Source organism: Salinibacterium sp. SWN248 (assembly GCF_015864575.1).
GTDB lineage: Bacteria > Actinomycetota > Actinomycetes > Actinomycetales > Microbacteriaceae > Rhodoglobus.
Genome location: NZ_JADYWW010000001.1, coordinates 977,067 through 1,002,900 on the forward strand (window position 1 = coordinate 977,067; position 25,834 = coordinate 1,002,900).

The window sequence follows — 25,834 nt, forward strand, 5'->3', positions numbered from 1 at the left end:
ATTCATGTTGTTTGAGGTCGGCGAGACAGTCGTTTATCCCCACCACGGTGCTGCAACCATCACCGAGGTTAAGAAGCGCACCATCAAGGGTGAAGAGAAAGTTTATTTAAAGCTCAATGTAACCCAGGGTGATCTCACCATCGAAGTGCCTGCAGAGAATGTTGATCTCGTGGGTGTTCGCGACGTTATCGGTCGCGAGGGACTCGACGCAGTATTCGAGGTGCTCCGCGCGCCGTTTACTGAAGAGCCCACTAACTGGTCGCGCCGCTATAAGGCCAACCTGGAGAAGCTTGCTTCTGGCGATGTCATCAAGGTTTCCGAAGTTGTTCGCGACTTGTGGCGCCGTGACCAAGACCGCGGGCTTTCAGCCGGCGAGAAGCGCATGCTTGCCAAGGCACGTCAGATTCTTATCTCCGAGCTCGCTCTTGCTGAGAAGACTGACGAAGACAAGGCATCGCTGGTTCTCGACGAGGTTCTGGCTTCCTAAGCCTCGAATAGCTGGCCGTATTCACAGGTGAGCATGGGTAGGCTGATTCGCTACGTCTTTCTGGCGGAGGAGTATTTCCTCGCCCATCGATTTGGAGATACCCGCCCCCTATGAGTCAACAGAATGCTCCGCGCATTGCAGTAATCCTGCTCGGCGCCGGAAACGGTACCCGCCTCGGCCGCAACGAGCCAAAAGCTTTCGTTCATCTCGCTGGCCGTCCGACCCTGAGCCGTGCTCTTGAATCCGTGTTCGCAATGGTCGATCCGATTCAAGTCATCATTACGGTGCCTAAGTCGTACGCTCCCATCGCCAAGCAGCTTGCGCGCTCGGTTCCGGGTGGTCGCGACCACGAGCCAACGATTATTGTCGGTGGCGCTACTCGCCAAGAGTCCGTGGCAGCCGCGCTCGACTTCCTTGAGCCCAGCGTCGACGTTGTTCTTGTGCACGATGCCGCGCGCCCGCTAACCCCGAGCGTTGTCTTCGACTCTGTTGCTGCTGAAGTTCGCAGCTCCGGCGCTGGCGTTGTTCCCGGCCTCCCGGTTGCCGACACCATCAAACGCACGGATGACAGCGGCCTGATTGTTGAGACCGTTGATCGCTCGGTGCTCATGGCCGTCCAGACCCCGCAGGGCTTTCCCCGCGACCAGCTCGTCGCGTCGCACGCCGCTGCTCAAGAAGAGCACACCGATGATTCCGCGCTGGTAGCCGCCGCTGGCTATCCCGTCTCGATCATTGCTGGCGACCCTCTCGCGTTCAAGATCACCACGGCATGGGAGCTTCGTCGCGCCGAACAGTTGTTCACCGAGTCCGCGGCCACCGGCATCCGGGTCGGCACGGGCACCGATGTGCACGCCTACGATGAAACCAAGCCGCTCTGGCTTGCGGGTCTTCACTGGCCAGACGAGGTCGGCCTTCGCGGTCACAGCGATGGTGACGTCGTTGCGCACGCAATCTGCGACGCAATGTTGTCCGCAGCGAAGCTCGGTGACCTCGGCAGCGTCTTCGGCACGAGCGATCCCAAATTCGAAGACGCTCACGGTGATGTGTTCCTGCGTGAAACTCTCTTCCTCCTTCGGGATGCGGGTTTCGAGGTTGGCAACGTTTCCGTTCAGCTCATCGGCAATCATCCGATGGTGTCGCGCCGGCGCGTTGAGGCAGAGGAGTTCCTCAGCGGAATCCTTGGTGCTTCGGTGAGTATCGCGGGCACGACATCCGATGCTCTCGGCTTTACGGGCCGCGGCGAAGGAATGGCGGCGATCGCTACAGCGCTCGTGCACGTGCGCACTGTCGCCGAAGCGGCGCACAGCAAGGGGTAGCTTCCCGCGTCGCCCCTGGCGCTGGAGTTTTTCTGGTTCCCGTCGCTTGGTCGTCGTTTTCCGAGCCTCGTTTCGCGAGTTCTAGCGGTGTGGGGCGCTCTGTCGCGCCCCGAACAAAATCTGAGTACTACTTTTTTTCGGTTCTGCCTTGGTTCAATGCTTGTCGGACTGCTATACCTGTTATTACACGACTGTGAGCCCAATGCTCACATATGTGCAAATGCAGTACCAGGGTCGATGGGGACACGCACCTCACGTCTACGCCGCCGGCCCTGACAGGCGCCGACAACGAAGTTGCGGCTGGAGAAAGGTGTGAGATGCAATCTGTTCTGGACACGATAATCTGGGCGGCTGATTCGCCGCCAGTGCCGGCCAGCGATAACCCGTTCATTCAGGCCCTGACCTGGGGTGCTACGCACTTCATCGGCCTCTTCAACGCCTCGGGTGAAGCCCTTGTTGGTTTGGCTACCGGCATCCTGCCGACACTGATCGTGCTCCTCACGTTCATGTACGCAATCACCACCTGGGTGGGCGAAGCGCGCATGACTCGTGCGGTGCAGTGGTCAGCTCGTTGGGCCATCACTCGCTACACGCTTATGCCCATCATCGCGGTCATTGTGTTGACCAACCCGATGGCGTACTCCTTCGGCATCTATCTACCCGAACGACAGAAGCCGGCGTTCTACGACTCAGCAGTATCGTTCGTGCACCCCGTTACGGCTTTCTTCCCGCACGCTAACGCCGGCGAGATCTTCGTCTGGGCTGGTGTCTCGGCTGGAGTGCTCTCCATCGCTCCTGAAAAGTACCCGCTGCTCGCGCTGCTGTACTTCGGAACCGGCATCGTCGTTATCTTCATTCGTGGCATCGTCACCGAATGGATCACGAACCTGCTCATCCGTCGCCAGGGTCTGACCGCCGTCTTTGACGAGTACGACCGCGAATTTGCTTTGGCCAGTGAACGCTTCATCGAGGCAAAGTCGACCAAGAAAACCGGATCCTCGGTTGCCACTGAAGGGACGGTGTGATCATGACTGAGAACACCTACAACAAAGTATTCGTCAAGCCTGGTAACGGCGGCTGGGGCAAGGGCCTCCTGCTCGAGCCCAGCGAGACCAAGAACGTCGTTCTCTCGGTTACCGGTGGTGGAATCCACCCGGTTGCCGCTCGCATCGCTGAACTGACTGGCGCAGAAGCTGTGGATGGCTTCACCAACAGCATTCCCGAAGAGCGCGTTGTCGCTGTCGTGATCAACTGTGGTGGAACCGCTCGCATCGGCGTTTACCCCAAGAAGCGCATGATGACAGTGGATGTCTTCCCGGGGGAGCCATCGGGCCCCCTCGCGAAGTACATCACCGACGATGTCTTCGTCTCCGCAGTGGGAACCGAAGATGTTGAACTGGCCGGAGGCTCAGCAGCGTTCGCAACTCACGCCGCTGAGGCATCCGCTGCATCCGAAGCTGCCATTGGTAGCCCGGCACCCTCGGGAGCCTTCGGTACGAGCAACGTTCAGCACTTCACGGCTCAGACCACAACCGGTGGCGGTTTCATCGGTTTCTTCTCGAACATCGCGACGCGCTTCGGTTCGGTCATCGGAAACATCATCAACACGCTTCTGTCGTCTGGTCGCCAGACTGTTCAGCTCGTGCTGCAGACGATCCTCCCGTTCATGGCGTACGTGAGCCTCTTGATCGGTTTCGTCACCTACTCCGGGCTGTCGGACCTGATTGCGCAAGCCGTCACGCCGCTGGCCTCGAACCCGATCGGCCTGATCCTGCTTGGTGTGATCACGGGACTACCGTTCCTGTCGCCCATCCTGGGGCCGGGTGCGGCTATCGCTCAGGTCGTCGGTGTACTCATGGGTACACAGATCGCCGCTGGCGCTCTGCCCGTGCAGTACGCACTGCCGACGCTGTTCGCCATCAACGGTCAGGTTGGTTGTGACTTCGTTCCCGTGGGTCTTGCCCTCGGAGAAGCCAAGCCGGAGACGGTCGCAGTGGGTGTTCCCGCTGTACTCTTCTCTCGCCTGATCACATCGCCGCTGGCAGTCTTGATCGCGTGGGGCGCAAGCTTCGCACTGATCTAACCAGCACAACCACCACACGTAACAGCAGAGAAAAGCGAGACAGCAATGACTACCTACTACCGCAGCGAGGTCACGTCCATCGGAACGGACGCCACCGAAATGTTCGAAGGAGGAGTGGTGATCTTCTTCGGAGAACCCTGCCCCACTGAACTGGCTGAGGTAAGCGTGGTCCACACTGTCGCGCACCACCACCCGCAGCGCGACCCCCAGCCGGGAGACGTGCTGCGGGTGGGGGACTCTGAAGTCACCATTACGGAGGTCGGCGAAATTGCCGGACACAATCTCCGCACGCTTGGCCACTTCGTGGTCTACAGCGACCCAGAAGACAGCCAGAAAGTTCTCCCCGGCGCCATTCACGCGAAGGGCACACTCTCGTTGCCCAACGCAGGCGTCACCATTGAGCTCATCGAAGGTAGTTGACATGGACACCGGCTTCGCATTGCTGCTGATGGCAGCGCTCGTTCTGAGCGTTGTATTCAGCCTTCTTCAACAGCGCACGTACTCGCGTGCAACCAAGCGCCTGGGAACCAGCTTCCTCGGCGTCAAAGATCACTTCCTCGTCTCCGGACGAGGCAAGAACTTCCTCCGGGGAGCGATCGTGCTTCTCGTCGTCGACGCATCAACGTCGCGCATCGTGGCCGCTGAGGCCATGGTGGGCAGCACCGTGATGGCGCACTTCAAGCCGCGGCCCGAGCTGATCGGTGATCTCGATACCGCCGTGCTTCGCACGAAGGAAAAGATGATGACCGCAGCCGTGGACTACGCGACCAAGCAGTACTGGGTCACGTACAAGCGCAACGTCGCAGCGGCAGCCCGCAAGTAGCGACCGTGCATGCTCGGGTGCTTCGGCATCCGGCATTGCATCGTCGTTCCTATCGGGGCATACTAAATACACATACTTGATTAACTAACGCACATAAGTGCATACAACGTGGTTTCAAAGGGGTAGTCATGGGTTACACAAACAAACTGCTTGCGCGTCAGCGTGAGGTCGGTCGTCCCGTCCGCATCGGACTCGTGGGAGCAGGCCAGATGGGCTCCGGCTTCATCGCCCAGATCGCACGTCAAAAGGGCGTCGATATCACTGCCGTCGCCGACATCGCGATCGACCGTGCCGTAGGCGCTCTCGCCAACGCCGGCATCACCGACGTCGACCAGTCGTCCGATCTTGACACTCTCGCCGCCACGATCGAAGCGGGCGGCCACGTTGTCGTCAACGACGCTCTTACGCTCCCCAAACTCCCCATCGACATGGTTATCGAGTGCTCGGGCGTTCCCGAGATCGCAGCCAAGGTCGCGCTGGCATCGCTGCTCGGCGGCAAGGACGTCGCCCTCATGACGGTGGAAGCAGACGTCACCGTCGGTCTCCTCCTGGCTCGCATCGCCGCCCAGACCGGCAACATCTACACGGTCTGCCGCGGCGACGAGCCTGTTGAGTGCCTCAAGCTCGTCGAGTACGTCGAAGACATCGGTCTCGACGTTGTTCTCGCCGGTAAGGGCAAGAACAACCCGCTCAACGAAACCGCTACCCCCAGCAGCCTCGAAGCAGAAGCAAAAGCCAAGGGCATGAACCCGCGGATGCTGTGCAGCTTCGTCGACGGAACCAAGACGATGATCGAGATGGCTGCCCTCGCTAACGCGGCAGACCTCGAGCTCACGAAGCGTTCGATGCACGGGCCGGCCGCAACAGTGCCGACCCTGCAGGACATCTTCAAGCCCATCGAAGACGGCGGAATTCTCGACCGCAGCGGTGTTGTTGACTACGCCACTGGCCCGGTTGCTCCCGGGGTGTTCGTCGTGGCCAAGGCAACCGACCCCGTTGTTCATGAGGAACTCAGCTACCTCAAGCTCGGTGAAGGCCCCTACTTCGCGTTCTACCGCCCGTACCACCTCGCCAGCGTCGAGGCAGTGCTGTCGATCGGCGAGGTCATGATCGACCGCCAGCCGTCGCTTGCTCCGATCGCCTGGAACGCAGATGTTTCGGCCATGGCTAAGCGCGACCTCAAGGTCGGCGAAAAGATCGACGGAATCGGTGGCGAGCACGTTTACGGTGACGCTGTTCCGGCAGCCGAGGCCAAGGCTGGGCGCGAACTGCCCATCGGTCTCGCATCGGCGGGCACGCTCATCCGTGACGTTGCCCAGGGCACCGCGGTGACCTACGACGACGTTCAGCTCGACGAAACAAAAACCATTGTCATCTTGCGCAAGCTGCAGGATGCCCTTCTCGCCGATGGCCAGTTGCAGGTTCCTGCACTCGCGTCGTTGCTCTCCGCCTAAGAAAGGTGACCTCTATGAACACGCAGATCGTTGCGGACCGCGAACTCGCGGCAGCCAGCCTCGCCACCATGTGGAAGATCCGCCGCTTTGAAGAAGCAGTGGAAGACCTCTACGGCCGTGGGCTCATGCACGGCACCATGCACCTGTCGATCGGCCAAGAGGCCGTACCGACCGGTGCCTGCCTCGCTCTCAACAAGGACGACTACATCACCTCGACGCACCGTGGCCACGGTCACTGCATCGCCAAGGGCGCCGACATGGAGCGCATGATGGCCGAACTTCTCGCCAAGGAAACCGGCTACTGCCGCGGACGTGGCGGCTCGATGCACATTGCGGATACCGAAACCGGAAACCTCGGTGCTAACGGCATCGTTGCCGGTGGAATCCCGATCGCGACCGGCGCAGCGCTGTCGGCAAAGATGCGCGGCACCAAGCAGGTTGCGGTGAGCTTCCACGGCGACGGCGCGATGGGCGAAGGCGCCTGGCACGAGGGCGTTGTGCTCGCGGCCATGTGGCAGCTTCCCGTTGTGTTCCTGTGCGAAAACAACCTCTACGGAATGTCGATGTCGTCAGAGAAGGCCTTCAATCTCGACCAGCTTTCTGACCGCGCCAAGGGCTACGGCATCCCCGGAGTCACCGTTGACGGTAACGACGTTCAGGCTGTCTACGATGCCACGAAGGAAGCGGTTGACCGCGCTCGTGCCGGCGGCGGACCGACCTTCATCGAAGCTAAGACGTACCGCTGGCGCGGACACTCGAAGTCAGATAAGAACCTGTACCGCACGCGCGACGAGATCGATGAGTGGCGCGGCAAGGACCCGATCCCTCACTTCGAAGCTCTTGCTCTCGCCGCCGGTGGCCTCACGCAGGCTGACATCGACGCTGTGCGCGACAACGTGCGCACCGAGCTGCGCAGTGCCGTTCAGCGCGCCAACGCTGCGCCGGACGCCACTGCTGACGATCTTCTTTCCGCCGTCTACGCAAGGTAACAACGATGACTATTGAGACGACCGCGGCCCAGCCCGCAGCGGCCCCCGCAACGGCCGAGACAGTGACAATGACCTACTCTGAGGCCATTCGCGACGCTATGCGCATCGCCATGGCTAAGGACCCCGCCGTCTTCATCATGGGTGAAGACGTCGGAACCTACGGTGGCGCCTTCGGAGTGACCGGCGAGCTGATCAACGAGATCGGCCCCGACCGCATCCGCGACACCACCATCAGCGAGCTCGGCATCATGGGTGCCGGTGTCGGTGCAGCGATGACGGGCATGCGCCCGATCGTGGAAATCCAGTTCTCCGACTTCACGGCTCAGGCCATGGACCAGATCGCGAACCAGGCAGCGAAGATCCACTTCATGCTCGGCGGCGCGGTGAGCGTGCCGATGGTTATTCGCGCTCCCGGCGGTTCGGGAACGGGTGCTGCCGCGCAGCACTCGCAGAGCCTCGAAGCGTGGTTCGTGCACATTCCTGGACTCAAAGTTGTCATGCCAGCGACGGCGGATGACGCCAAGGGCCTGCTGCTGTCGGCCATCGACGACCCCAACCCGGTCATGGTTATCGAGCACAAGCTGCTCTACAAGACCTCGGGAGAGGTGCGCACGGGAGACATCCGCACTCCGCTCGGTGTCGCTGCTGTTCCTCGCGAGGGCAAGGATCTCACGATCATCGCCACCGGTGTCGAGGTGAGCCGCGCGCTCGAGGCTGCCGAGATTCTCGCCGCCGACGGTATCGAAGCAACCGTGGTCGACCCGCGCACACTCAAGCCGCTCGACAGCGACACCATCCTGCGCACCGTCAAGGCCACCGGTCGTGTCCTGCTTGTGCAAGAGGCTGTGCGTACACTCGGCTTCATGTCCGAAGTGTCTGCGATCATCTCCGAGTCGGATGCCTTCGGCTACCTTCGTGCGCCGATCAAGCGTCTTGCTGGCCTCGACATTCCCATCCCGTACGCACCCAAGCTCGAACGCGCTTCGGTTCCTCAGGTTGAAGACATCGTCGCGGCAGCCACTGATCTCGTTCGGAAGTGGTGACATGTCTGAGCTGCCACTGACAATGCCCAAAATGTCCATGACCATGGAAGAGGGCACGATGGTCGCGTGGCTCAAGCAGGAAGGTGACTCGGTTCGATCCGGGGAACCGATCTGTGAGGTCGCGACCGACAAAGTTGACATGGAGGTGGAGTCGCCGTTCGATGGCGTTCTGGCTCGCATCATTGGCCAGCCCGACGAGGTGTTCGCCGTGGGCGACACCATCGCGTTCATTACGACCGAGGCCGATGACCTGCTCGGCGGACTCTTCGATGAGCCCGCCATTGACGCTCCTGCTGCTGCTCCGGCTGCGGCGGAAGTAGCTCCGGCTGCCGTACCCGCCCCCATCGCAACCGGATGGATCCCTGCCGTTCCTGCCGCCCGGGGCGCAGCAGACGCCGCCGGAATTAACATCGCGACAGTCACCCCGACGGGCCCGGATAACACTGTGCGCCTCGCGGATGTTGAAGCGGCTGTTGCGGGAACGTCGACCGCGCTGGCTGCCGCCGCGCCCATCGGGGCTCCTGTTGCGCCGGTTGTGCCCGCAACCCCCGCTCCCGTCGCTGCGCCTGCTGCAGCTGCTGCACCGGTAGCGGCACCCGCTGTCGCGCAGGCCGCTCCTGCCGCTCCCGCCGCTCCTGCCGCTGCGGTGGACCCGGTAGAAGCTCGCCGTCTGCGCACCCGCAAGCAAGTTGCCAAGGTGATGTCGGCATCCGCTCTCGTTCCGCAGTTCACTGCCTACGTTGATCTCGATTTGTCAGCTTTGGCTGCCGTGCGCAAAACCACGCTCGGCGGCGCAAGCTGGACTGCACTCTTCGTGCGGGCTCAAGCAATCGCTCTGGCCGAGAACGCTGCGCTCAACGGCACCTGGACTGATGGGGGAGTCGCTGCCAACGAGCACATCGGAATCGCGCTCGCGATTGACTCACCATCGGGGCTCATCGCGCCGGTGCTGACGAACTCGCACGAGGGAACGCTCGCTGAGCTGGTAGCCGAAATCGCCACCGTCGTAGACGAGACGCGTAACGGCACACTACCGCCAGCGCGCCTCGGCGGCGGAACAAGCGTATTCTCGAACCTGGGGGGATTCGGCGTGGAATCGTTCAACGCACTACTGACACCACCGCAGTCGACGGCTCTGTCGTCGGGGGCCGTCAAGCCACGCATGCGCGTGTTCGCTGATGGAACCTTCGGTGTTCGTTTGAGCTGCACGATCGGCCTCACCGTCGATCACCGTGTAGCTGATGGTGCGGATGCCGCACGCATGCTCGCGACCATCACCAACCTCGTCGCGACCCCGGAGCGCTTGCTCTAGAGCCGCAACCCGCTCGCGGGTTCCACCCCAGCGCTCCGTACGGGCGCTGTCCACCACGTTTCGAAATAGGTACACCATGTCAGAACGCACAGCCACAATCGTTTCGCCGTCCGGACTTCACGCCCGCCCCGCTGCACTGTTCACGCAGGCCGTCAGCAAGAGCGGTTTCAAGATCACCGTCGCTAAGGGTGAGAAGGCTGTCAACGCAGCTAGCATCCTCGCCGTTATCTCGCTCGGTGTCTCGCAGGGCGAAACCGTCACGATTGCCTCCGATGATGAGGGCGCTGACAGCGTTCTCGACCAGCTCGTAGAACTGCTCTCCACCGTCGAATAGCAACTAACGCAGAAGGCCCGCACCGGCATGGTGCGGGCCTTCTGTGCGTTAAGAGCCGGTTCGACGGTGGGCGATTCTCTTTCAGGGCCGCCAGGGCCGTCTAGGGCCGACTAGTGCCGTCTAGTGCGCGCACAAAAGCCCCGCTCCTTCCTGGGGGAGCGGGGCTTTCGGCGGCGAGGCCAGGCCTAATTAGGCCTTGGCTGCTTCTTCGTCGGATGCTGCAACAGCATCCGCTTCGACCTGAGCACGAACGATGTCGCGCTTCTTTTCGAGGCGGCTCACCCAGTAGGCGAATCCGAGGGAGAGAACGGCGAGGACCGCAATGGTCCAGCCGCCGAGGTTAGCTACTCCGAAGAACAGGCCGGTCAGAGGGTTAGCTCCGTCGACGAGCGACGAGATGAGCTGTGATCCCTGGTTGTCGCTAAAGCCGGACGCTTCGGCGATGGCCGTGAACTGCGGTGCCGTTGCGGTGGCGATGAACAGGCCGATCGCAATAACGATGGCGCCACCGATGACGGAGCGCACGATGTTGCCACGGAAGATCGGAACCATCATGGCCACGATGAACGGCAGGGTCGCAAGGTCAACGAGCGGCAGCACCTGGTTGCCCAGGGGAGCAAGCGCAATAGCGATCAACACGGTAACCGGCACGAGCACGAGCGACGTCGCGAGCACAGCAGGCTGGCCTACCGCGATTGCGGTGTCGAGTCCGATGTAGAACTTACGGCCGGGGAAACGCTTCTGCACGAACTCGCGAGCGGAGTCGGAGACGGGGATGAGGCCTTCCATGAGGATCGACACCATGCGCGGCAGTAGCAGCAGAACGGCAGCGAGGCTGATGGCGAGAACGAGAATTGCGATCGAGTCTTCACGCGGGTCGTCGAAGCCGAAGCCAGCGAGCCCGATGATGATTCCGAGCACGAGACCGAGGATCATCGATTCGCCGAAGACACCGAAACGCTTCTCGATGGACTGCGGGTCCGCCTTCAGGTTGCGGAAGCCGGGGATGCGGTCGAAGATCCAGTTGAAGGGGATCGCGAACAGAATGTACGGCGCGCTGGTGCCGTGCGGGAACGAGATGTCGGGGAAGTTGAAGTACTTCTGAATCAGCGGCGCAGAGAGGTCGGCAAGGGCCAGAACGATCACCATGTGCACGGCGGCCGCGGCGATACCGATCCAGAAGTTGTCGGTGACGGCACCGACGAGAGCGCCGACGAGGGCGAAGTGCCAGAAGTTCCACAGGTCGATGTTGAACGTGCGGGTAAGGCCTGACCACAGCAGCAGCATGTTGACGAGGATGCCGACAGGGATAATCACCGCCCCGATGGTTGATCCGAAGGCGATGGCGGCACTTGCGGGCCAGCCAACGTCGAGAACGGTGAGGTTCACGCCGAGGTTCACGGCGAGAGCCTGCGCGGCGGGGCCAACGGTGCCGGCCATGAGGCCGATGACGAGGTTGATTCCGATGAAGCCGATACCGATGAGGACACCGGCGCGGAGGGCTTGGCTAAACTTTTGGCCAAGAATCATGCCGAAGATGGTGATGAGGATCGGCAGGGTGACCGCGGCACCGAGTGCCGTGAGATAGCTGGTGATATTCGTCAGAATATCTTCAATGATGTTCAACGTTGAACGTCCATTTCTCTGTCTGAAGTGAGTGGTGTGGGTGCGCTAGAGCGCGCTGTAATGCACCGCAATGGTTAACTGCGGTGCGCGACGTAGGGGTGAATTAGGCGAACTGCTTCTCGATTTCGGCATACACCTTGTCGAGGCCCATTCCGGTAAGGAACGGGAGTCCGGCGATAACGGGGATTCCGACCGAGTCGGGCACTTGGGTAGTGGCGACGATGAAGTCTGCAGCGAGGTCGCCGCGCAGAGTGTCGGTTACTTTGCCTTGCGAGATTGTGGCGTCGAGGCCCTTGGAGGCGCAGAAATCCTTAATCTTGGTTGCAACCACGGTGGATGTTGCTACTCCGGTGCCGCAGATCACGAGGATGCGTTTTGAGGCCAATTTCGATACTCCAATGTATTCGCGAAGGACTGTTGTGACACAATTATGCACGTTTGATGTACAAATGTGTACAAGTGGTTCTTGTTTTGACTATGACAGTCGCCAAGAGCCCGACAGGCACGAGACTTAACCACCGCCAATGAAGGATGAGGGTTCATGAGCGACACGACCAACGCAGCTGCGGCAGACACCAACCACGACGGCGCGACCGCGGCCGTGGTGCCCCGCGCCGATCTCAGTTTTGTGGGGCTGCGCGCCAATTCGAGCGCGGAAGTTCTCACGGCTTTCGCGACCCAGGCACTCGCCGTCGGAGCCGTGCATCCCACCTATGAGGTGGCACTTCTCGAACGCGAAAGCGCGTACCCCACCGGGCTGCCGACCGTCATCCCTGTCGCTATCCCGCACGCGGATGTCGAGCATGCCATCGAATCAGGCCTCGGGATTGCGATGCTGGCAGAGCCAGTTCACTTCGGCGAGATGGGCGGAGCTGACTCCACTGTCGCAGCCAGAGTCGCGGTGCTCATTTTGGTCACCGAGCCGCACGTGCAAACGGAGATGCTCACGCAACTCATCGCCGTGTTTCAACTCGATGGCTGGCACGAGGCTCTGAGCGCCGCCACGACTCCCGAGGAACTCGCCTCAGCGTTCGCGGGCCTGCTGGCCTCAACCGCCGCTCAATAACGACGAAGGGCCGCACCATCACGGTGCGGCCCGACTGTCGTGTCGGCTCCTACTTCATTCCGCTGAGGGCGACGCCTTTCACGAGGAAACGCTGAAGAGTGACAAACAGAATGATCGTCGGGATCATGCTGATCATCGTTGCGGCATTGATGAGGTTCCACTGGTTGAATTCTGATCCCGCGAAGTTCACGAGCCCTACTGTCACCGTGTACATCGCTTCGTCTTGAGCGACGAGCAGTGGCCAGAGGAACGTGTTCCAGGTGAACATGAACTTGATGATCACGAAAACTACGATCGCGGGAGCGACCATGGGCGTGATGACGCGAGTGAGAATGCGAAGCTCGCTTGCGCCATCCACTCTGGCAGCTTCGACGTAGCTGAAGGGGATCCCCTCCATGAACTGCCGGAGCAAGTAGACGCCGAGAACAGTGAAGAGGTCGGGTAGCGCCATGCCGATGTAGGTGTTGGTGAGTCCCGCTTCAGAGACCATGAGGAACATCGGGATGACGAGGGCCTCTTGGGGCACCATGAACAGTGCGAGCACTAAGAGAAAGATGGGCTCTTTGAACGGGAACTGGTAGTACGCGAAGGCATACGCCGCCAGCAGGGCGATGACCAAGCTCGTGACGATACCGATGCCGGTCACGATAAAAGAGTTCGCGATGTATTGCCCGAAGTTGTACTGAGCGAAGAGCTGCACATAGTTGTCAAAATTGAAGAAGTTGTCTGGCAGCCAGCGCACAGGAACTTCGAGAATTTCTGACGGTTTCTTGAGTGACGACAGCGCTACCCAGACCAGTGGCAGCGTCATGAGGATGCCGCCAAGAGCCAGAGCAGTAAAGATTCCTGCTTGCTTCAGATTATGAAGCGAGCGCCACGACCTCTTGCGAGCGCGCACTGGTGCGGGGCGCACAGCCGGGGATGAGTCGGCAGCGGTCGACGGGCGGTCCTTGATCGATGACGTACTCATTCTGAGATGTCCTTTGTAAAGATTTTGCGGATAACGGCGGTGATCGCTACTAAGAACACGAAGAAGATTACGACGTAGACAGCCGCTTCGCCCCATCGGTCAAGGCGGAATGCCAGCTCGTAAATTTCCATCACCATCGAGCGGCTTGATCCCACCGGCCCGCCCTTGGTGGCGACGAAGGGGAGCTCGAAGAGCTTGAACGCATTCATGACTTCGACGCTGATGACGAGTACTAGTTGCTTATTGAGCAGCGGCAGGGTGATCGACCACAGCATGCGAAGCGGCCCGGCACCATCGAGACGGGCCGCTTCGTAGTAGGAACGATCAATTCCATTGAGCCCTGCCACCAGAATGATCACATTGAATCCGAGACGTGCCCAGATGTACATGATCGCGAGCGAGGGAATCACTTGCCCATCGCTCGTGAGCCAGTCCTGCCCAGGGATGCCAAAGAATCCGAGGATGCTATTGGCAAGCCCATAGGCAGGATTGAAGATCCACAGCCATACAAATGCCACCGCGGTGAGCGAGGCGACGACGGGCGCAAAATACAGCGCCCGTATCAGTCCAGATCCACGTTTCCACAGCAGGGCATTGAATCCGAGCGCGACGATCAACGAGAGGACCACACCGATTGGCACTCCGAGGAGTGTGAAGTACAGGGTGTTGCCTGCGGCGTTGATGAAACGTTCGCTGGTTACTACAGACACGTAGTTGTCAATGCCGATGAACTCGCGTCGTCCGATAACGGACCAGTCAAAGAAACTGATGACGATGTTGTAACCCAAGGGAATGAGGAACAACAGAATGACGAAGAACAGCGCGGGGGCGAGGAAGAGGAACGCTCGAATGGTGGTGCGCCGAGAGAACGTCTTCTGGGGCCCGAGAGTGGGGACTGTCATGGTGTGAAGCCTTTCGAACTAGCTGCGGTGGTTACTTGCCTCGTTCGAGCAATTCGTTGACTTCGGTTACCGCACCGTCGAGTGACTCGCGGACGTCGGCGCCTTGGAGCGCGCTTTCGATTGCGGCACCGACGGCAGTTGCGATCTGATTGGTGTACGGCGCGTTGTAAACCGGGCCTGCACCTTCATTGAGTTGCTTCTCAACAGCGACGTAGTCGGTGCGGTCGAGAACATAGGGATCTTCGAAGTTCTCGCTCCATACCGGCATGTAGCCCTCGAGCTGGGCGAGTTCGAGATCGAGTTCGGGGTCAGAAATCGCCCGCATCCAATCCCAGGCGAGGTCACTGTTTTCGCTGTTGGCATTGACCATCCAAGCCCAGTTGAATAGCAGGCTCACTTTGGGGTAGCCGGCGTCACCAGTCGGATAAGGAACGACTCCGAAATTGACGTCGGGGGCGTTTTGCTTGAGCCAGCCCTCGTACCAGCCCTCACGGAAGGTCATCGAGGAGAGTCCCTGCGCAAAGGTGTCATCAGGGGTGCCAAGCTGCAAGCTTGAAACGCCGTCGGTCACCATGTCTTGCATGTACTGAATCCCCGCCACCGTTTCGTCGCTGTTGAGGTAGCCATCGGCGGTTGAGTTGTCTTCTGCATAGAGGCGGCCGCCGAAAGCGTGGATGTAGGGAAGCGCCTTGTCGACGATGCCAGTGGGGTTGCCCGAGTAACGAAGTGCCATTCCGTTGCGGGTGACGGTGCCCGATGAATCCTGTGTCGCGAGAAGGTCGGCGTATTCGCGAAGTTCTTCGAAGGTCTCGGGCGGGCTGTCGGGGTCAAGGCCAACCTCGACGAACTGGTCGATGTTGTAGAAGAGTTCCATGCCCAGGTCAGAGCTGACCGGGTAGCCGCTCCATTCGCCATCGACCTTGAAGTTGCCGGCAGTGAGAGGAGTCAGGTTCTCTTCCCACAATTCCTGCAGGTCATCCGGAGCCTGGTCGGCGACGCCAAGCGCGCCGCCGTAGTAGGAGACTTGACCCATGAAGATATCGGGAGCGTCGCTCTTGCTCGCGAACCCTGCGGTGTAGCGGGCTTCGTACTGGCCGTAAGGAATGTCGACGTACTTGACGGTGACGTTGGGGTGTTCTTTTTCGAAGTCTGCGATCTTGTCTTTGTAAAAATCTGTTGTTTGGCGCCAGTTGTCCTGGGGGTTCCAAATCGTCAACGTCGCCTCCCTGTCGGGATCGGTCGATGCCGTCGAACATGACGACAAACTGACCGCGGCCACTACTGCGAGTGCCAGCGTTCGCCTAATGCTGTGTTTCATTCGGTCCTCCTTGACTGATGAGCATTTCCGCGCCGTTTGCTTGTGCAACATACGCACGCATTGTGCATCTTATGGGCGCCCCGCGAGGGCTGTCAAGCGAAAAACAAGTTCTCTGATATACCAATATCTGTGCGTAGAATGCACAGTGTGTGCGCTGTGTGTGACATTCATCTTCGGGTGATGCCGTGCTGCGCAGCACTCTAACGAGAAGGAAGAGGGCACGAAATGGGAAACACTTTGCAGGGTGCATCCGCGCTGGTCACGGGAGGCGGCGTAGGAATCGGACGAGCGATTGCTGCTGGATTGGTGGCAGAGGGCGCGCGCGTTGCCCTCACCTATCGTTCGCACGCGCCGGAGGACAGTTTCTTGAGCGAGCTCGAGAGAGTGTCAGGGCACAGGCCGCTGGCTATTCAGCTCGACGCCACGAACGAGGCTGAGGTCGAATCCGCGACCGCGCAGGTCGCTGCAAAGTTCGGTGCGATCAATATTCTTGTCAACAACGTTGGTGGGCTCGTTGAGCGGTCACCGATCGCAGAGATGAGTGCCAGCCTCTGGGATCACGTTGTCGCGGTGAATCTCGATAGCCTTTTTTTGGCCACCAGATACGCACTGCCATTCCTAGCGGCGGATGGCGGCAGAATCATTAACATCGCGTCACTGGCCGGTCGCAATGGCGGCCATGCGGGCGCGACCGCCTACGCCACTACAAAAGCCGGCATCTTTGGGTTCACTCGCGGGCTGGCGAAAGAGCTGGGGCCGACCGGAACGACGGTGAATGCAATTGCCCCAGGATTCATCGAAGCAACACCATTTCACGACCGGTTCACCTCGGCCGCTTCCAAAGCAGCAACCATCGAGACCATTCCGGTTGGTCGCGCCGGCACCCCAGAAGACGTCGCCTCGGCGGCGACGTGGTTGGCCAGCCCCTCAGCCAGCTTCGTCAGCGGCATCGTTCTCGATGTCAACGGCGCACAGTACTTCGGCTAGCGCGTGATTACAGCACCGATCATTCATCCACCTATTCTGGGCGCGCTCGCTGCTGCGGGACATAAGTCCACCATCATGATTGCGGATGCGCACTTCGCTGCAGCGACGACGTCGGGCAGCCGGGCAACGGTGGCTTATTTGAACTTCACGGCGGGCACCCCGCTCACCACTGATGTGCTCGCCACTCTGGCACAAATGGTTCCGTTCGAGCGCTACACGAGCATGCTGACGCCAGAGGCGATCGAGAGCCCGGTCTGCGACGAGGTCAAACAGATTCTGGATGCCGACGTGCCCCATGACGTGTTGGAGCGAGAAGCTTTCTACGATCTCATTCGCAGCGACAATCTCATCTTGTGCATCGTGACCGGTGATACTCGGCGATTCGCCAACATCCTGGTCACCGTTGGGGTGAATACTCAAACGGCGGTATCGTGACAGAACTAGTCAAACCACTGCACAGGGTGTGCGGATGATGCAACGGAGTGAACCATGTCACAGACTGTGAGCAGGGCGATCGACATCCTCGAGTACTGCAGCGAGCACCCTCGTGAACTTCGGGAGATCGCCGCCGAGCTTGGCGTGCATCGAACGACAGCTCTCAGGATTCTGCAAACGATGTCGGCGGCAGGGTTCGTTCGCAAAGATGACTTCGGCCGCTACGGAGTGGGATTTCGCCTCGCTGGGCTTGCGCAGTCCGCCATCAATCAGTTCGATTTGCGCACCGTGGTTCATCCCTACATTGTTCGACTCTCTGAAGCAACGAATCACACGATCCAGTTCGCTGTTCCCCAAGAGGGACATATTGTTTATGTCGATAAGATCGAGCCGGTTCAAAGCATCAGTCTTAACACCACAATCGGGGGATTCGTGGTGCTGCACACCGCCGGCGTCAGCAAGGCGATTCTTGCAAACCTTGATATCCCGGCCCGCGATCACATCTTGGCTAATGCAACCTTCACGAGCTACACGCCGAACACCATCACGACTAAGCGCGAGTTTCTCGAACGACTAACCACCGTCAAAGAGCGCGGTTGGGCGACTGATGAGGGAGAATTCGATGTCGTTTCGAATTGCATCGCGGCGCCGGTGTGGGATCACAACGAGCGCGTCACTGGTGCTATCTCGATCACATCTTTCCGAGAGAAGGCCGATATCACTGAACTCGTCAAGAACATTGACGACCTCTTGGACACGACCACCGCGATCTCGCGGGAACTCGGGTGGCGCCCACGAAACGAAGACGCCACCACTGAGGCCTAGTGCGCGCTTAGCGCTGGCCGAGCAGTGCAAGAGCCAATTCGGAGTCGACCACCAGCACATCGAAGAGCCCGCCCGTGAGCGCCGCTTGGGTGCCCTCGAGCTTCTGCGCTCCAGCGGCGACGCCGACGACGGTGGGAATGTTGCCGAGCTCTTCGAGGTCGATCGCGATGACGCGGTCATTGACGACTGACTCGACGGTTTTTCCGTCGCTGTCGAAGAAGCGTGTGCAACAGTCACCAACGGCTCCGGATGCCGCGAACTCAGCGCGCTCAGTCTTACTGAGGTTCATTGACTCGATGATGGCGCCAGAAGCTCCAACACCGACGTTGCCGACACCAACGATCGCGATCTTGGCCCGCTTGGATGCGTTCAATACACCGGTGATGGACGGTTCGCGCAGGAATGCTTCGCGGGATTCGCGGGACTCGACGACGGCGGGTGCGTAAAGGCGGCGGTGTTGCGCTCCCAGTTTGGTGGCGAGCAGGCGCACGAGAACGTTGCCGTCGCGAGCGGAGTCCACGATGGAAAGCCCGCCGACGAGGGGGAGCACTTCGATGTTTTCGTGGGAGGAGTCATCCGGAATTTCATCGACAACGGCCTGCACGCTTGAACCCCAGGAAAGGGCGATGCCGCCGTCGCGGGGCAGATTGTCGATGAGCCATTGGGCGCCGAGTGCCCCCACGCGAGTGAGTTGGTTGTCGGCGCCGGTGCTAGGCGCGACGCGGCATTCGCGGAGTCCGTAGCGGGCGACGAGCTGGGCTTCGAGGTCTTGAGCGCGACCGAAAGGATCGTTGATGCGGATCTCGACGATGCCGTTCTTGCGGGCGTCAGCAAGAACGCGCGAGACGTTCGATCGCGAGACGCCAATCTCTTGGGCGACTTCGGCTTGTGATTTGCCCTCGAGGTAATAGAGAGTGGCTGCCTTCACAAGCATGGCCTGATTGCGTGGACTGGGTATCGGTCCATTCCTCTCTCATGCTTCATTGCTGATTTGCACTGATTCTACTTCGGTCTTCACACCCGTGCGCGTGATTTGCAGGGTTCTGCTAGCTAGAAGTGTCGAAGGCGTGCAGTCCAACGCGCTTGTCTCCACAGGAAACATCCGAGATTTATGCGGTCCAAACCCGGCTGGCTCACTTCTGGGGCACAGCCTAGGTTCAGGCGATCGGGAGTAAATTGGGAGGATCGGATCAGGTTACAAACCGAAGAGAAGAGAACACAATGACAAACATTCAGCGTGTAACGGTTCTAGGCACTGGAGTGCTCGGATCGCAGATCGCCTACCAAACCGCGTTCAGTGGATTTGAGGTCGTGGCATACGACATCAACGACGAGGTGCTAGAGAAGGCTCGCACTCGTTTCGACGGACTCGCGAAAACGTACGTTGAAGACAGCGTCGCTGGCGCGGCAGACGGCAAGGCACAAGAAGCTCTCGGACGCGTACGATTCTCGTCCGACCTCGCCGACGCCGTCAAGGATGCTGACCTCGTCATCGAGGCCATCCCCGAGATTTTAGACCTCAAGAAGACCACGTACGCCGAGCTGGGAAAGCTCGCTCCCGAACACACGATTTTCGCCACGAACTCGTCGACTCTGTTGCCGAGCGACATGAAGGACTCCACCGGTCGTCCTGACAAGTTCTTGGCGCTGCACTTTGCCAACCAGATCTGGAAGTTCAACACTGCCGAGATCATGGGCACGAGCGACACCGATCCCGCAGTCTTCACTGCAGTGGTCGAATTCGCTTCGTCCATCGGAATGGTTCCCATTCCGATCCACAAGGAGAAGGCCGGCTACGTTCTCAACTCCTTGCTCGTTCCGTTCCTTAACGCTGCGGCAGAGCTCGCGGCCGATGGTTACGCAGAGCCTGCTGACGTTGACAACACGTGGCGGATTGCCACCGGCGCCCCCATGGGACCGTTCCAGATCCTTGACGTTATTGGGCTCACGACTCCGTACAACATCATGTCCCACGGCGACGAGAACACGAAGCGGTTTGCCGAGTGGATGAAGGCCGAATACATCGACAAGGGCTACCTCGGTATTTCCACCGGTCGAGGCTTCTACACCTACACGAAGTAGTGCTGAGAGGCACGGGGGTGCTCACCTTCCCCCGTGCTCTCTACCCGACCGTGTAACGTCCAGCGTTGGTCGCTAAACTTGCTTAGTGACTATTCGCCTTTATGACACTCGCAGTGCCAGCCTTCTCGACCTCGATCCCCGTGAGCCGGGCAAGGTAGGCATCTACGTGTGCGGCCCCACCGTGCAGTCATCCCCGCATATCGGCCACCTGCGTTCAGCGCTCGTGTACGACATTTGGCGTCGTTGGCTCACCTATCGGGGGCTCGATGTCACGCTCGTGCGCAACGTCACCGACATCGACGACAAGATTTTGACCCGAGCAGCGGATGCCGCAGCCGAAGGCTCGACCGAACAGTGGTGGGCCTTGGCCTACCGTGTCGAACTCGAGTTCACCGCGGGCTACAACGAGCTCGGCATTCTGCCGCCGACCTACGAGCCCCGCGCCACTGGCAACATCGGTGAGATGCGCGAGTTGATCGCCACCCTTATCGAGCGTGGCCATGCTTATGCCGCAAGCGACGACTCCGGCGACGTCTACTTCGACACCCAGTCGTGGCCCTCCTACGGTGAACTCACTCGCCAAAAGCTCGACGACATGGTCGCCGCAGCCGATGCCGACCCTCGTTCCAAGCGTGACCCCCGCGACTTTGCCCTCTGGAAGGGCAGCAAGCCGACCGAGCCTGAGTCGGCGTCATGGTCATCGCCTTGGGGCAATGGGCGTCCAGGGTGGCACATTGAGTGCTCTGCCATGTCTCGCCGCTATCTGGGTGGGGCCTTCGACATCCACGGTGGCGGCCTCGATCTGCGGTTCCCTCACCACGAGAACGAACTCGCTCAATCGACTGCGGCTGGCGACGAGTTCGCTCGCCACTGGGTGCACAACGGTATGGTCAACGTCAACGGGCAGAAGATGTCGAAATCACTCGGCAACTCGGTGTTCGCTCGCGACCTTTTGGACGCCGCTCGGCCCATCGTGGTGCGCTATTTATTGGGAGCGGCCCATTACCGCTCCACAATCGACTACACTGACACGTCACTTGCTGAAGCGGAAGCAGCCTTTGAACGCCTCGAGGTGTTCATTGAGCGGGCCTCGCGTCGACTGCGAGACACTCGCTTCGACGTCGCGAACACCACAGAGGTGCCCGAGGCATTCGGCGAGGCTATGGATGACGACCTCGCAGTGCCTCAGGCGCTCGCGGTCGTGCACGAGACGATTCGTTCGGGCAACGCTGCCCTCGACGACGGAGATCTTGCGGCGGTTGCCACCGCGCGGTCACACGTGATCGCTATGGCACAGGTTTTGGGTATCAACCCACTTGATCCACGATGGGGTTCTGAGCGTTCAGAGCCAGCCGTTGCTGCTTTGTCAGTACTGGTTGAACAGCTCATTGAGGATCGCAATACGGCCCGCGCAGCAAAGGATTTTGCTGCCGCAGACCGAATCCGTGATGAACTATCAGCGGCGGGCATCGCACTAGAAGATGACTCGACCGGATCGCATTGGAGCTTGCCGTGACTGATCGGCGCTTCCGACAGGAGCAACACTCGTGAAAAACCCAGGTAACACACCCCGCGCAGGAGCGGTACGCAAGGGCCGCAAGGGCCCCCAGGTCGGCTCGGGAGGCCAGGGGCGTCAGGCTCTCGAAGGTCGCAAGCCCACCCCTAAGGCAGAAGACCGCCCGTACCACCCCGCGGGCAAGCGCAAGGCTGCTGCCGAGCGCTACGAAGCAGCCGGTGGAACTCGCCGCAACGGTGGCAAGCCCTCCGAGGGTGGCCAGCGTCCGAACCAGCCCAGCCGGTCACGGGTAGCGAAGTCTGCCGACGAGTCCGAAATGGTCACCGGCCGTAACTCGGTGCTCGAGGCTCTTCGCGCCAAGATCCCCGCCCACACTCTCTACATGGCTGCACGCATCGAATACGATGACCGCGTCAAGGAGATCCTCAAGCTCGCGACCTCGCGCGGCATTGCCGTGCTCGAAGTGATGCGTCCAGAACTTGACCGCCTTGCTGGTTTCGACTCCGTGCACCAGGGCTTCGCCCTCAAGGTGCCGCCGTACGAGTACGCGCATCCCATGGAACTGCTCGACAAGGTAGAAGCACGCGGCCAGGTTCCGCTGCTCGTTGCTCTTGACGGCATCACCGACCCGCGCAACCTTGGCGCCATCGTGCGCTCGGTTGCCGCGTTTGGTGGACAGGGTGTCATCGTTCCGCAGCGTCGCTCAGTCGGCATGACGGCATCCGCGTGGAAGACCTCCGCCGGTGCTGCCGCCCGCACGCCCGTTGCTATGGCTAACAACCTCACGCAGATGATCAAGGAATACAAGAAGCGCGGTGTCTTCGTGCTCGGACTTGATGGGGATGGCGACGTGTCGCTTCCCTCCTTGCCGCTGGCGAAAGAGCCCGTGCTGATCGTTGTCGGTAGCGAAGGCAAGGGCCTCTCTCGACTCGTTACCGAAAACTGTGACGCCATCGTCTCGATCCCGATCAGCGCATCGACCGAGTCGCTCAACGCCGGTATCGCCGCGAGTGTCACGCTCTACGAAATCTCGAAGCTGCGTTCAGCAGCTCGCAAAAAGAAGTAGCGTGCCGCAGGAGTGATCCTGCGCCGCAACGCAGAGAGCCGCTGCCCCGAGGGGACAGCGGCTCTCTGCGTTTAAGGCTGCTGTTAGCTGGCGCTGACCGCGTCAAGCGCAGCCGTGATGTCGTTCATGAGGTCATCGACGTGCTCGAGCCCGACCGAGACGCGCACAATTCCCGCTCCGGGCTTCGCTTCCGACGCAACCGGGCGGTGCGTGAGTGATGCCGGATGCTGCACGAGGGTGTCGATTCCGCCGAGCGATACCGCGTGCGTGATGAGCTTTACCGACTCCGTGAACTTCGCTGCAGCGTCGTAGCCACCGGCGAGGTCAAGGGCGATGAGCGAGCCGGCACCGTCGGATTGCGTGCCGATGAGGCCTGACGGGTCCTGGCCGGGAAGGCCGGGGTAGAGCACGCGAGCGAGTGCGGGGTGGCCGTCGAGGCGACGAGCAAGCTCCCCAGCGGTCTCCTGCTGGGCGCGTACGCGCAGGGGAAGTGTGCGAAGTCCGCGGTGCAGCAGGTAGGCCGCAAAGGGGTGCAGAACGCCACCGGTAAGGGCGCGAACGTTGCGCAGGGCCTTGGCGTGCTCTTCGCTTGTCGCGATAACGCCGCCCATGACATCCCCGTGGCCGCCGAGGTACTTGGTGGCGCTGTGCAGCACCATGGCTGCACCGAGTTCGATGGGGCGCTGCAGAACGGGGGTCGCGAAGGTATTGTCCACGAGAACGGGCACGGTGCCGGCGGCTTCGACGACCTTCTTGATGTCGACGAGTTCGAGAGTGGGGTTCGCGGGCGACTCAATGATGACGAGGCCCGTGTTGGGCTGAATAGCGTTGACGATCGAGTCGGCATCCGCCCAGGTCACAGTCGTGCCGAGCAGTCCGTTGTCGAGCACGTGGTCGGTTCCGCCGTAGAGCGGGCGAACGCCCACAACGTGCGGGCGGCCGGCGGAAGCGATAGCGATGAGCACCGCGGAGAGTGCTGCCATGCCGCTGGCGTAAGCGACGGCTGCTTCAGCGCCTTCGAGGGCCGCGAGGCTGTCTTCGAAGCGAGCAACTCCGGGCTGCCACAAACGCTGGTACACCGCAGAGTGGCCATCGATGAGGGGATTTCCCGTGGCGAGGTTCTCGTAGGAGTCGCCACCCACTTCGACGCTGGGCAGCGGATTGGTCGTGGAGAGGTCAATAGAGGGAACGTGTTGACCAGATTCCTGCACGCCCTCCATTCCCGCGTGAACAGCAAGGGTTTCGAGATGGATGTCGTGAGGCAGCATTACTTGATAACAGCAGAAACTTCGACGCTAATCAACTCTCCTGCAGAATCTTCACGAATTGTGTCGTTTTTCGCATAAGCTGCGACGCAGGAGGCGACCGTGAGAGAGAACACTAGTTTGCCGATCGACTCAATCGATCAAAAAATCTTAGCGAGCTTGGCCGGCAATGCTCGGATGTCCGGATCGGCGCTCTCTGCAGCAGCGGGAGTTTCCGAGTCAACAGTCTCCCAACGTCTTCGCCGGCTGCATGATGAAGGCTATTTGCGAGGCTTTCACGCTGATATCGATGTTGCCAAGCTCGGCGTGAGCGTGCAAGCTCTCATCTCGATCAAGCTCGTCAAGCACGTGCGCGAGGACGTGGACGCCTTCCGAACCGCCGCTCCCCACTGGCCTGGGGTGCTGGCCTTCTTCCACACCGGCGGTGGCGACGACTATCTCCTCCACGTTGCGGCTCACACTGCGGCAGAGCTCAGAGACTTCGTGCTCACCTATTTGGCCGGTCATCCGGCCGTGGCGCACTCCGAGACCAATCTGGTCTTTGAGCATGTGACCGGGCGCGGACTCGAGCAGCTCTTGTCGTAGCGCCTGAGGCGGCGCTAGACCTTGAGGCGCCAGTCCTCTTCGTCATCGCCACCGTCATCCGCCGCGGCTAGCTCGCCCTGAATCGAGATGGGCATCGTGAACGAGCCCGTTGGCGGGTTGATCATCGTTGCCTCATCGCGCCGGAACTGCAGAACGTTTTCTACATAGCTGCCAACCGCTTCAGCCAACGGGATGTCGTGACCGGAATCCTGCGCGAGCTGACGACGGTGATCCAACAGCTGGTGGAATGCCTCAGCAGGTTCAAGCTTGCCGCGCATCTCTTTCGGTATCGCGCGAATGACAGGTTCGAAGACGCGTGCTGCCCACTCGTGGGCAAGCATCTCTTCGTCCATGTCTTGCTTGTCGAACGCGGCGCGGTAGGAATCCATGTCATTGAGCAAGCGGCGAGCTTGGTTTTCTTGAGCATCGAGACCGGTCAACCGCAGCAGACGACGTGAGTGGTGTCCAGCATCCACAACCTTCGGCTGAATGCGCACGCGGGTGCCCGAGTCTTCCGTCTTGATGGCGAGTTCTTCGATGTCAAAGCCGAGAGCGTTGAGACGCTCAACGCGCTGGTTGATGCGCCAGCGTTCTGACTGGTCGAAGCGTTCGGAACCCGTGAGTTCCTGCCACAGCGTGCGGTACTGGGCGACGATGCCATTGCTGATCTCGACGGGGTCAATGTCTTGTTCGAGTCGTCCGCCGGCCTGCAGGTCGAGCAGTTCGCCCGCAATGTTGACGCGACCGATTTCAAGGTCGTTCTCGCGTTGACCATTCGACAGCCGGTCATACAACTGCCCGGTCTCGGCATCCACGAGGTAGGCCGCGAACGCGCCGGCGTCACGGCGGAAAAGAGTGTTGGAGAGCGAAACATCGCCCCAGAAAAAGCCGACAATGTGCAGACGAACCAGCAGCACCGCCAGAGCATCGACGAGGCGGCGAGCGGTCTCTGGACGAAGGCTCTGGGAGTACACGGCCCGGTAGGGGAGTGAGAAGCGCAAGTGTCGGGTAACAAGAACCGACTTCAGTTCTTCGCCATCGGCCGCCGTGCGGTTCGTGATGATCGCGAGCGGGTCAACACAGGGCACGTCGAGTTTCTGCAGCGTGCGCAGCATCTCGTACTCGCGCTTGGCGAGCTCGCTCGAGGTCTCTTTGATCGCCACGACGTAGCCGCTGAGATTGGCAAAGCGCACAAGGTGTCGCGAAATACCCTTCGGCAGGATCGCGATGGAATCATCGGGCCACAGCTCAAGCGGCAACTCCCACGGCAGATCCAGCAGGGCCGGATCGACGGTGGCGGCGGTGATGTTGACAGAACCAGTCATTCACGTGTCCTTGAAAATAGAACGA

27 protein-coding genes are annotated in these 25,834 nt (G+C 60.5%); 19 read left to right on the plus strand and 8 right to left on the minus strand.

What is annotated here, in order from left to right:
* The first annotated feature begins 4 nt into the window (after window positions 1-4).
* The 11 genes from I6E73_RS04580 to I6E73_RS04630 all read left to right on the plus strand — a co-directional run bounded on the left by I6E73_RS04580 (window position 5) and on the right by I6E73_RS04630 (window position 9,841).
* Window positions 5-487: a CarD family transcriptional regulator gene (locus tag I6E73_RS04580; protein ID WP_129072070.1), complete on the plus strand. Its 483-nt coding sequence runs from the start codon at window positions 5-7 to the stop codon at window positions 485-487.
* A gap of 110 nt (window positions 488-597) precedes the next feature.
* Window positions 598-1,803: a 2-C-methyl-D-erythritol 4-phosphate cytidylyltransferase gene (ispD, locus tag I6E73_RS04585; RefSeq protein WP_197123457.1), complete on the plus strand. Its 1,206-nt coding sequence runs from the start codon at window positions 598-600 to the stop codon at window positions 1,801-1,803.
* 317 nt (window positions 1,804-2,120) lie between these two features.
* Window positions 2,121-2,828, plus strand: coding sequence for a PTS glucitol/sorbitol transporter subunit IIC (locus tag I6E73_RS04590; RefSeq protein ID WP_197106309.1), 708 nt, complete (start codon window positions 2,121-2,123; stop codon window positions 2,826-2,828).
* Window positions 2,829-2,830: 2 nt separating this feature from the next.
* Complete coding sequence (locus I6E73_RS04595) at window positions 2,831-3,886, plus strand: PTS glucitol/sorbitol transporter subunit IIB (RefSeq protein WP_197123459.1); 1,056 nt, start codon at window positions 2,831-2,833, stop codon at window positions 3,884-3,886.
* A gap of 45 nt (window positions 3,887-3,931) precedes the next feature.
* On the plus strand, window positions 3,932-4,306 hold the full coding sequence (locus tag I6E73_RS04600) for a PTS glucitol/sorbitol transporter subunit IIA (RefSeq protein ID WP_197106307.1): 375 nt from the start codon (window positions 3,932-3,934) through the stop codon (window positions 4,304-4,306).
* A gap of 1 nt (window position 4,307) precedes the next feature.
* Entirely contained in the window at window positions 4,308-4,709 is a 402-nt protein-coding gene (locus I6E73_RS04605; RefSeq protein WP_197106306.1) for a transcriptional regulator GutM, read from the plus strand.
* Window positions 4,710-4,837: 128 nt separating this feature from the next.
* Window positions 4,838-6,163 (plus strand): NAD(P)H-dependent oxidoreductase, encoded by a 1,326-nt coding sequence (locus I6E73_RS04610; RefSeq protein WP_197123461.1) that lies wholly within the window; start codon window positions 4,838-4,840, stop codon window positions 6,161-6,163.
* Window positions 6,164-6,177: 14 nt separating this feature from the next.
* Entirely contained in the window at window positions 6,178-7,152 is a 975-nt protein-coding gene (locus tag I6E73_RS04615) for a thiamine pyrophosphate-dependent dehydrogenase E1 component subunit alpha (RefSeq protein ID WP_197106304.1), read from the plus strand.
* 5 nt (window positions 7,153-7,157) lie between these two features.
* A complete protein-coding gene (locus I6E73_RS04620) occupies window positions 7,158-8,195 on the plus strand; it encodes an alpha-ketoacid dehydrogenase subunit beta (RefSeq protein ID WP_231599651.1) in 1,038 nt (345 codons plus the stop codon).
* A 1-nt stretch (window position 8,196) separates the two neighbouring features.
* Window positions 8,197-9,507, plus strand: a complete 1,311-nt coding sequence (locus I6E73_RS04625; protein ID WP_197123463.1) for a dihydrolipoamide acetyltransferase family protein — start codon at window positions 8,197-8,199, stop codon at window positions 9,505-9,507.
* Window positions 9,508-9,583: 76 nt separating this feature from the next.
* Window positions 9,584-9,841, plus strand: a complete 258-nt coding sequence (locus I6E73_RS04630; protein ID WP_197123370.1) for an HPr family phosphocarrier protein — start codon at window positions 9,584-9,586, stop codon at window positions 9,839-9,841.
* Between the two features lie 189 nt (window positions 9,842-10,030).
* On the opposite strand, the gene I6E73_RS04635 is transcribed toward I6E73_RS04630, so the two are convergent.
* Window positions 10,031-11,467, minus strand: a complete 1,437-nt coding sequence (locus tag I6E73_RS04635) for a PTS galactitol transporter subunit IIC (protein WP_197106301.1) — start codon at window positions 11,465-11,467, stop codon at window positions 10,031-10,033.
* A gap of 103 nt (window positions 11,468-11,570) precedes the next feature.
* On the minus strand, window positions 11,571-11,852 hold the full coding sequence (locus tag I6E73_RS04640) for a PTS sugar transporter subunit IIB (RefSeq protein ID WP_197106300.1): 282 nt from the start codon (window positions 11,850-11,852) through the stop codon (window positions 11,571-11,573).
* A 156-nt stretch (window positions 11,853-12,008) separates the two neighbouring features.
* On the opposite strand from I6E73_RS04640, the gene I6E73_RS04645 reads away from it, so the two are divergent.
* A complete protein-coding gene (locus I6E73_RS04645) occupies window positions 12,009-12,533 on the plus strand; it encodes a PTS sugar transporter subunit IIA (RefSeq protein WP_197123465.1) in 525 nt (174 codons plus the stop codon).
* Between the two features lie 49 nt (window positions 12,534-12,582).
* Here the strand turns inward: I6E73_RS04645 and I6E73_RS04650 are convergent, their stop codons facing one another.
* From I6E73_RS04650 to I6E73_RS04660, 3 genes are read right to left on the minus strand one after another with little or no spacing between them, the layout of a single operon-like run.
* Window positions 12,583-13,503 carry a carbohydrate ABC transporter permease gene (locus tag I6E73_RS04650; protein ID WP_197123467.1) on the minus strand — a complete coding sequence of 307 codons (921 nt, stop codon included), beginning with the start codon at window positions 13,501-13,503 and terminating at the stop codon, window positions 12,583-12,585.
* Window positions 13,500-14,405, minus strand: a complete 906-nt coding sequence (locus I6E73_RS04655) for a carbohydrate ABC transporter permease (protein ID WP_197123469.1) — start codon at window positions 14,403-14,405, stop codon at window positions 13,500-13,502. Before I6E73_RS04655 ends, I6E73_RS04650 begins: the two co-directional genes overlap by 4 nt.
* Before the next feature lie 31 nt (window positions 14,406-14,436).
* Entirely contained in the window at window positions 14,437-15,723 is a 1,287-nt protein-coding gene (locus I6E73_RS04660) for an ABC transporter substrate-binding protein (RefSeq protein ID WP_197123470.1), read from the minus strand.
* A gap of 225 nt (window positions 15,724-15,948) precedes the next feature.
* Between I6E73_RS04660 and I6E73_RS04665 the strand changes: the two genes are divergently transcribed.
* From I6E73_RS04665 to I6E73_RS04675, 3 genes are read left to right on the plus strand one after another with little or no spacing between them, the layout of a single operon-like run.
* Window positions 15,949-16,710 (plus strand): SDR family NAD(P)-dependent oxidoreductase, encoded by a 762-nt coding sequence (locus tag I6E73_RS04665; protein ID WP_197123473.1) that lies wholly within the window; start codon window positions 15,949-15,951, stop codon window positions 16,708-16,710.
* A 3-nt stretch (window positions 16,711-16,713) separates the two neighbouring features.
* Complete coding sequence (locus I6E73_RS04670; protein WP_197123476.1) at window positions 16,714-17,145, plus strand: RbsD/FucU domain-containing protein; 432 nt, start codon at window positions 16,714-16,716, stop codon at window positions 17,143-17,145.
* Window positions 17,146-17,199: 54 nt separating this feature from the next.
* Complete coding sequence (locus I6E73_RS04675) at window positions 17,200-17,970, plus strand: IclR family transcriptional regulator (RefSeq protein WP_197123478.1); 771 nt, start codon at window positions 17,200-17,202, stop codon at window positions 17,968-17,970.
* A 7-nt stretch (window positions 17,971-17,977) separates the two neighbouring features.
* Here I6E73_RS04675 and I6E73_RS04680 read toward each other — a convergent pair whose 3' ends face one another.
* Window positions 17,978-18,898: a sugar-binding transcriptional regulator gene (locus I6E73_RS04680; protein ID WP_197123480.1), complete on the minus strand. Its 921-nt coding sequence runs from the start codon at window positions 18,896-18,898 to the stop codon at window positions 17,978-17,980.
* 293 nt (window positions 18,899-19,191) lie between these two features.
* On the opposite strand from I6E73_RS04680, the gene I6E73_RS04685 reads away from it, so the two are divergent.
* From I6E73_RS04685 to rlmB, 3 genes are all read left to right on the plus strand, one after another.
* Window positions 19,192-20,052 carry a 3-hydroxyacyl-CoA dehydrogenase gene (locus I6E73_RS04685; RefSeq protein ID WP_197106297.1) on the plus strand — a complete coding sequence of 287 codons (861 nt, stop codon included), beginning with the start codon at window positions 19,192-19,194 and terminating at the stop codon, window positions 20,050-20,052.
* An 85-nt stretch (window positions 20,053-20,137) separates the two neighbouring features.
* Complete coding sequence (gene cysS, locus I6E73_RS04690; protein ID WP_197109556.1) at window positions 20,138-21,568, plus strand: cysteine--tRNA ligase; 1,431 nt, start codon at window positions 20,138-20,140, stop codon at window positions 21,566-21,568.
* Between the two features lie 31 nt (window positions 21,569-21,599).
* Window positions 21,600-22,634, plus strand: coding sequence for a 23S rRNA (guanosine(2251)-2'-O)-methyltransferase RlmB (gene rlmB / locus I6E73_RS04695; RefSeq protein WP_197123482.1), 1,035 nt, complete (start codon window positions 21,600-21,602; stop codon window positions 22,632-22,634).
* 83 nt (window positions 22,635-22,717) lie between these two features.
* Here rlmB and I6E73_RS04700 read toward each other — a convergent pair whose 3' ends face one another.
* Window positions 22,718-23,902, minus strand: a complete 1,185-nt coding sequence (locus tag I6E73_RS04700) for a PLP-dependent aspartate aminotransferase family protein (protein ID WP_197106294.1) — start codon at window positions 23,900-23,902, stop codon at window positions 22,718-22,720.
* Between the two features lie 99 nt (window positions 23,903-24,001).
* Between I6E73_RS04700 and I6E73_RS04705 the strand changes: the two genes are divergently transcribed.
* Window positions 24,002-24,484, plus strand: a complete 483-nt coding sequence (locus I6E73_RS04705) for an Lrp/AsnC family transcriptional regulator (RefSeq protein WP_197123484.1) — start codon at window positions 24,002-24,004, stop codon at window positions 24,482-24,484.
* Between the two features lie 14 nt (window positions 24,485-24,498).
* On the opposite strand, the gene I6E73_RS04710 is transcribed toward I6E73_RS04705, so the two are convergent.
* Complete coding sequence (locus I6E73_RS04710) at window positions 24,499-25,809, minus strand: DUF4032 domain-containing protein (RefSeq protein WP_197106292.1); 1,311 nt, start codon at window positions 25,807-25,809, stop codon at window positions 24,499-24,501.
* Window positions 25,810-25,834: the final 25 nt, after the last annotated feature.